Source organism: Alteromonas sp. AO-Serp, assembly GCF_017849675.1.
GTDB classification, from domain to species: domain Bacteria; phylum Pseudomonadota; class Gammaproteobacteria; order Enterobacterales; family Alteromonadaceae; genus Alteromonas; species Alteromonas macleodii.
Genome location: NZ_JAFLMX010000199.1, coordinates 38,952 through 45,117 on the forward strand (window position 1 = coordinate 38,952; position 6,166 = coordinate 45,117).

The 6,166-nt window shown below is 45.2% G+C and carries 8 protein-coding genes; 7 read left to right on the forward strand and 1 reads right to left on the reverse strand.

Annotation, left to right across the window (positions count from 1 at the left end):
* Positions 1–11: 11 nt before the first annotated feature.
* The 7 genes from tpx (at position 12) to QVA83_RS13655 (ending at position 5,151) form a co-directional block, all read left to right on the forward strand.
* Positions 12–509 carry a thiol peroxidase gene (gene tpx, locus QVA83_RS13625; protein WP_014949606.1) on the forward strand — a complete coding sequence of 166 codons (498 nt, stop codon included), beginning with the start codon at positions 12–14 and terminating at the stop codon, positions 507–509.
* A gap of 122 nt (positions 510–631) precedes the next feature.
* On the forward strand, positions 632–1,462 hold the full coding sequence (locus QVA83_RS13630) for a sulfurtransferase (RefSeq protein ID WP_156078392.1): 831 nt from the start codon (positions 632–634) through the stop codon (positions 1,460–1,462).
* A gap of 82 nt (positions 1,463–1,544) precedes the next feature.
* Positions 1,545–2,270, forward strand: coding sequence for a Sir2 family NAD+-dependent deacetylase (gene cobB, locus QVA83_RS13635; RefSeq protein WP_101564704.1), 726 nt, complete (start codon positions 1,545–1,547; stop codon positions 2,268–2,270).
* Positions 2,271–2,282: 12 nt separating this feature from the next.
* Positions 2,283–2,909, forward strand: coding sequence for a LysE family translocator (locus QVA83_RS13640; RefSeq protein WP_156078391.1), 627 nt, complete (start codon positions 2,283–2,285; stop codon positions 2,907–2,909).
* A gap of 82 nt (positions 2,910–2,991) precedes the next feature.
* On the forward strand, positions 2,992–3,723 hold the full coding sequence (locus QVA83_RS13645; RefSeq protein ID WP_014949602.1) for a YciC family protein: 732 nt from the start codon (positions 2,992–2,994) through the stop codon (positions 3,721–3,723).
* Entirely contained in the window at positions 3,716–4,507 is a 792-nt protein-coding gene (locus tag QVA83_RS13650; protein ID WP_014949601.1) for a glucosaminidase domain-containing protein, read from the forward strand. Before QVA83_RS13645 ends, QVA83_RS13650 begins: the two co-directional genes overlap by 8 nt.
* Entirely contained in the window at positions 4,504–5,151 is a 648-nt protein-coding gene (locus tag QVA83_RS13655; protein WP_014976627.1) for a DUF2987 domain-containing protein, read from the forward strand. The genes QVA83_RS13650 and QVA83_RS13655 overlap by 4 nt, the downstream gene beginning before the upstream one ends.
* A 14-nt stretch (positions 5,152–5,165) precedes the next feature.
* On the opposite strand, the gene QVA83_RS13660 is transcribed toward QVA83_RS13655, so the two are convergent.
* A partial coding sequence (locus QVA83_RS13660) for a patatin-like phospholipase family protein (protein WP_287498583.1) occupies positions 5,166–6,166 on the reverse strand: 1,001 nt, incomplete at its 5' end.

Here is a 6,166-nt window from a genome sequence, read left to right on the forward strand (position 1 = left end):
GGAGAAAGCGAATGGCATCAGTTACTTTTCAAGGCAATACAGTTACGACAAAGGGTCAGCTTCCTGAAGTAGGCACATCTGCACCAGACTTTACATTAGTGAAAGCAGATTTGGGTGAAGTAACACTGTCTGAGCTTGCAGGAAAAAATGTGGTATTAAACATTTTCCCTTCTATCGACACGGGAACATGTGCAATGTCTGTCCGTAAATTCAACGAAGAAGCGGCAAAATTGGATAACACTACAGTTATCTGTGTATCGGCAGATCTTCCGTTTGCAGCGGGTCGCTTCTGTGGTGCTGAAGGTATTGAAAATGTACTTACAGGCTCGACTTTCCGCTCAAGCTTTGGTGATGACTATGGTGTTACCTTTGAATCAGCGCCGCTTACTGGGCTGCTGTCTCGTTCAGTAGTGGTTATCGATGCCGAAGGCAAAGTGGTTTACACAGAGCAAGTTGCAGAAACAACAGAAGAGCCGAACTACGACGCGGCTATCGCAGCTCTTAGCTAAATAGATCCGCAACATAGGTTAGTTAATTAGCTAACTATGTGATGTGTTTGAATACGTACCGATTTGTTTTATCGGGGTATTACAGGGCACTCACTGATGTGGGTGCCTTTTAGGAGAATGTAATGGCATTGGTATTGCTCTCAGTTGGTGAATTAGCCAATGTAATGCAACAAAAGCCGGTAACGCTTGTACGAGCGTTAATGGACGACCCCGTTTCAAAAACACCAGATACGCGCACGGCAATGGTTTTACCTGCGTCAGTCGACTTTGACTTAGATAGTGAAGGTAGCGATCACACTACAGGTCTCCCTCACAGTATGCCTTCTGCAAATGACCTTGCTATTTATCTTGGTAATCAGGGCATAACAGCGAATACACCTATTACGGTATACGATACCCGTGGAATATATTCTGCGCCAAGAGTGTGGTGGATGTTAAAAGCGTTGGGCCACCAAGATGTTTATATATTAAATGGCGGACAGCCTGCATGGGAAAAAGCAGCGCTGCCGGTTTCAGAACAACAACAATACGGAAAATTAACCTATCAAGCTACACCTAGGCCTGGTTGGTTCGCAAATTCCGGTGCAGTACTTCAGGCAATAAATACTGAAGCACAACTTGTTGATGCGCGCAGCGCGCCGCGATTCAAAGGAGAAGTGTCAGAGCCTCGTGAAGGAGTACGTTCAGGTCATATGCCTGGTGCGTTTAATATTCCTTTTGACACCTTACTCAAAAGCGGGCATTTTTTGCCAGTTGAGCAGCTTAAGGCTGTTTTTGACCGCGCTTATATCGATTTACGCAAACCCATTATTTGTACGTGTGGTTCTGGCGTTACCGCCTGCATAATTGGAGTGGCGGCATTATTGTGTGGCGCAACGCAGGTTTCAGTATATGATGGCTCTTGGTCAGAGTGGGGCGCTGATACTCAATATCCTGTGGTCAAAGATATGTAAAGAGTCGCGGATTTTAACTAAGTAAATATACAACATGCTAATCGTATAATTAGCGCAATAACAACAGAATAAGAACAACCTGATGCCATCTGATCAATCTCTACCCAATATTGTTATTCTTACCGGTGCGGGGATTTCCGCTGAATCTGGATTAAAGACATTTCGGGATAATGACGGCCTTTGGGAAAATCATCGCGTAGAAGAGGTGGCCACCCCAGAGGCTTTTGAACAAAATCCTAGCTTAGTTTATCGCTTTTACAACGCTCGACGTGCGCAGTTACAGCAAGACGACGTGAATCCTAATGCAGCGCATGAGGCGCTGGCCAAACTTGAGAAAGCGTTCGGTAGCAACCTGATGTTGGTTACTCAAAATGTGGATGACTTGCATGAGCGCGGTGGAAGCCAGTCTGTTTACCATATGCATGGCAAGCTGCTATCGGCGCGCTGCGCTATAACCCAGCAAACTTTTGACTGGAGTGATAGTTTTGATCACACCACTAAATGCCCGTGTTGCAACAGAGTAACCTTACGACCGGATATCGTGTGGTTTGGTGAAATGCCCATGTATATGGAAGAGATTTACGATGCGCTTTCAAAGGCTGATGTGTTTATTGCTATTGGCACATCAGGTAATGTCTATCCTGCCGCGGGTTTTGTTCAGATCGCTAAAGAAAGTGGCGCACACACCATAGAGGCAAATTTGGAGCCGGGCGTAACTAATGCATTGTTCGATGAATCGCTAACAGGCCCTGCTTCTCACATCGTCCCACAATGGGTTGATCAATTAATATCAAAGTACGCGCTGTAGGAGGCGCATAACATGCAGTATATGAATGAGTTTCTTACCATTGCGTTGGTACACCTTGTGGCTGTTGCTAGCCCAGGGCCAGATTTCGCGGTGGTAGTTCGAAACAGCGTGGCCTATGGCAGACGTATCGCCATGTACACCAGTATAGGGATTGGCTTAGCTATATTACTGCATGTGGCTTACTCGTTAGTGGGGCTTAGTGTGGTTATTGCAACTACTCCATGGTTATTCACCACATTTAGCTATGCCGCCGCAGCTTATTTACTGTACCTTGCATTTGGTGCGCTTAGAAGCGGGCCTGTAAAGCAGGACCAGGCAGTTAACGCTGAAAAGAAAACTCCCCACATATCGGCAAAGCGCGCAGTTTGGATGGGCTTTCTCACAAATGGACTAAACCCAAAAGCAACGCTATTTTTCCTCTCATTGTTTACTGCAATTATTAGTATTGATACTCCATTTACAGTGAAACTTGGCTACGGTATCTATTTAGCTATAGCTACTGGACTGTGGTTCTGTTTTCTTTCATACCTTTTGAGCACCAGTAAAGTAGCTGAGCTTATTGGTAAAAAAGGGTATTGGTTAGACCGTGCGATGGGGGTGCTACTCGTCGGTTTAGCTGCGAAATTAGTACTAGGTTAACGTTTGTTTACCTTACAAACAGGCATTTGTTTTTGTGAATTGGTATAATCGCGCCGATTTTTCAAAAAGATAAGAGAGTTGTGTGAAAGACGTAAACCAAGACCGCCTGAACAATACGTTGTCTAAACAGTATCAATTTGATACCAAAGGTCTATTGCGCCGCGCTGCCGGTTTAACAAAGGCAAACTTTTCATCATTGCTGCAGGGAAGTGTTGTTCTATTTTTGACGTTTGTCGTGTTGGGTGTATTTGCTCAGCAGTACATCACAATAAATGACGATGGGACCTATGTATTCGAGCATCAGTCTATCATAGAAATTGTTGCAATCTGCATCGTTGCCCCGCTGTTGACGGGGTTGTATATGATGGGCGTTTTTGTTGCCCGCGGCACTAAAACTTCAGTATTTACCGTATTCCAGTTTTTCCCCTTGATATTTTTGCTGGCGCTAACTCAGCTAGTGAACAGTATTCTTGTTCAACTAGGTATGATGTTGCTTATTATACCCGGCGTTTATTTTTATTTAGCCTCGTCCTTTTCACTTATGTTGGTTGCTGACAGAAAGTTAACGCCAATTAGCGCGATCATCCTGTCGTGTCGTGTATTTAATGCATACTGGGCTCAAATCGCCAGCATATTTGGTGTGTTCTTTTTACTGTTTGTGTCGGTGCCATTAACGCTGGGCTTTTCACTTATTTGGGTATTACCTTTTTATTTTAGTATGATGGGCTTGCTCTATCAGGAACTGATTGGCGAGCAGGGAGTAAGCACGGAAGCATCTGAAAACGATGTGAATGAGTCTAGCTTCGATGCATAAGCGTGAAACCTTTAAAATTGTCCTCATTACGTTAGGCGTATTGGCGGTAATCGTCATTAACGCCATAATTTTTACTGAGGACGAACCGGATATTTTAGATATACCGCAAACGGTTGAAGCTAAAAAGCCGGTGCCTAACTTCTCTGCCTATACAGATGTAAAAGAGAAGAAAGAGGCATTTTTTAACTATTTACGTCCCGAAATAGAGAAGCAGAATGCGTATCTACTCACGCTAAGACATTACGTACAAACCTTATATAGAAAGGCGTTAGCTAACGAGACGCTCTCTGAAGAAGATATGGCAAGGCTTGAATGGTTAGAAGAGGAATATCGAGTTAAGCCAACGCAGCCGCTAAAATCAAAATTGCTAGCTTTGCTACAAAAGATTGATGTTCTACCAGCCGAACTCGTGCTCGTGCAAGCCGCGAATGAGTCAGCTTGGGGCACCAGCCGGTTCGCAAGAAAGGGCTATAACTTCTTTGGCTTATGGTGTTTCTCTAAGGGGTGTGGTTTTGTTCCTAACCGTCGAAACGATGGGGCATCTCATGAAGTTGCCAAATTCGACAGTTTGTCGCGTGCAACGTACACCTACATGCGAAATTTAAACCGCCACGACGCGTATGCGGATTTAAGAGAGATCCGCAGTCGACTGCGTGCAAACCAAATTCCTATTACTGGTGTTGCGTTAGCTGAAGGGCTAATGAACTATTCTGAGCGAGGAGCCGCTTATGTTGAAGAGCTTCAAACTATGATCCTATTTAACGAGGAGTTTTTATCCGAATGATACGCGCTGCTTTATTTTTTGCTTCATCTCTGTTTATTGGTGTAGGCAGTTCTTCCGTTGCTGCTGAAACGATAGATGTTGAGTACAGCCGTTTCTATAGCCATGTTAAAAAGCTGGATAATGAAGATACCCAAGCACTTCAGTTTGCATTCGGGTTTGTTCGTGTTGGCGAAGGGCGTTTATGTGAAGTTAACGGAGCGTCTATCGTAACCGATAAGAAAACAATGCCCTTAGAAGTGAGTGGTGAAGGGCGATTCACGGTGCCTACTGAAAAGGCCCTGAAACTTGCCAACGCACTGGTTCGCATCGATTTAAACGAACGCGCGAACGTGTGTGATATGTCGGTACAACTTGAAACCAAGCCGGAATATCTTAAGCAGTATTACACAAAAGACGACCTTACGTTTTTGTATGGTCAGTACGAAGCTTTCTTTAATGAAATGGGAAGCTTTTTGTCTTTCATGATGCCTTCGGTAAAGGGCTTGATGATTCAGTTTGATGACAAGAATTTAGATTTCATTACACCACAAGGTGTGCAAATTAATAACGGCGTGTTGCATCTTGAGCAAGATTGGATCAACGACGCAAAAGGCTTAACACTGCCTCATGCGCCGCTACGTGTTACCGCTATGGCGTCAAGCTAAATGCATATTTGGGGTTAGGTAAGAAGCTGATACCTAATTTGCTCTGCTAAACGCGCGATGGTCTCTTCGCCCTTCGCGCATAGCTCTTCGGCTCTGTGGAATTCCATAATACCCACGTCGGTAAGCTGAGGCTCAATAAGAATGTCAGGCGGATCGCCAGCCAAACGTGAGCGTGTAACGCGAGCTTGAAGTATCTCAAGTGAACTGCTCATCACGCTCATAATTCCCGGCGGGTTTCGCTTGTTCACTTTAGCGGGGACTTCGGTCAACTCTTCTTCCACTTTTTCAATCACATCAGAAGCAATGCCTTCTTCAGTCTTTACGTTGCCAGCCGAGACGCTGTCTTTTTCATCTTTTTTCTCTAGGGCTTTTTCTTCTTTGTTGTCAGGAGAGAACCATTGGCGTAGTACGTTTTGACTCTTTGTAAAAAAGTCCTCGGTTTTGCGCTGGTTTTCTTCATGATCTTGTCTCAACTTTTCAAGACGAAGTGGTCGAAAATCGGCGTTAAGGTTAACCGCGATCACAAAATCGGCCCCTAATTGGCGACATAAGTTCACCGGTACAGGGTTTACAACGGCACCGTCTACCAACCAACGATCACCGTGTGCTACAGGCGCAAAAAGTGCGGGAATAGCGCAGGATGCTTGAATGGTGTCTCCGATAGGACCAGAGTTAAACACCACTTCACGGCCTGTATAAAGGTCGGTAGCCACAGCCGCAAACGGCTTAAGCATGTCTTCATAAGTCGATTCACAAAACTCGCTTGCTAGTTTGTCGAAAACCTTCTGTCCGCTTGCAATGCCGCCGCGTCTAAGTCCTACGCCCATAAGAGCAAGTACCTGCCAGTCGCTGAGGGAACAGGCCCACTCTTTCAATCCTTCCAGCTTGCCACTTGCGTAGGCAGCACCAACATAGGCACCAATAGAGCATCCCGCAACAACGTCAATTTTTACGCCGAGTTTTTCTAATGCTTCAATTATGCCAATGTGAGTCCAGCCCCTTGCGGCACCGGCAC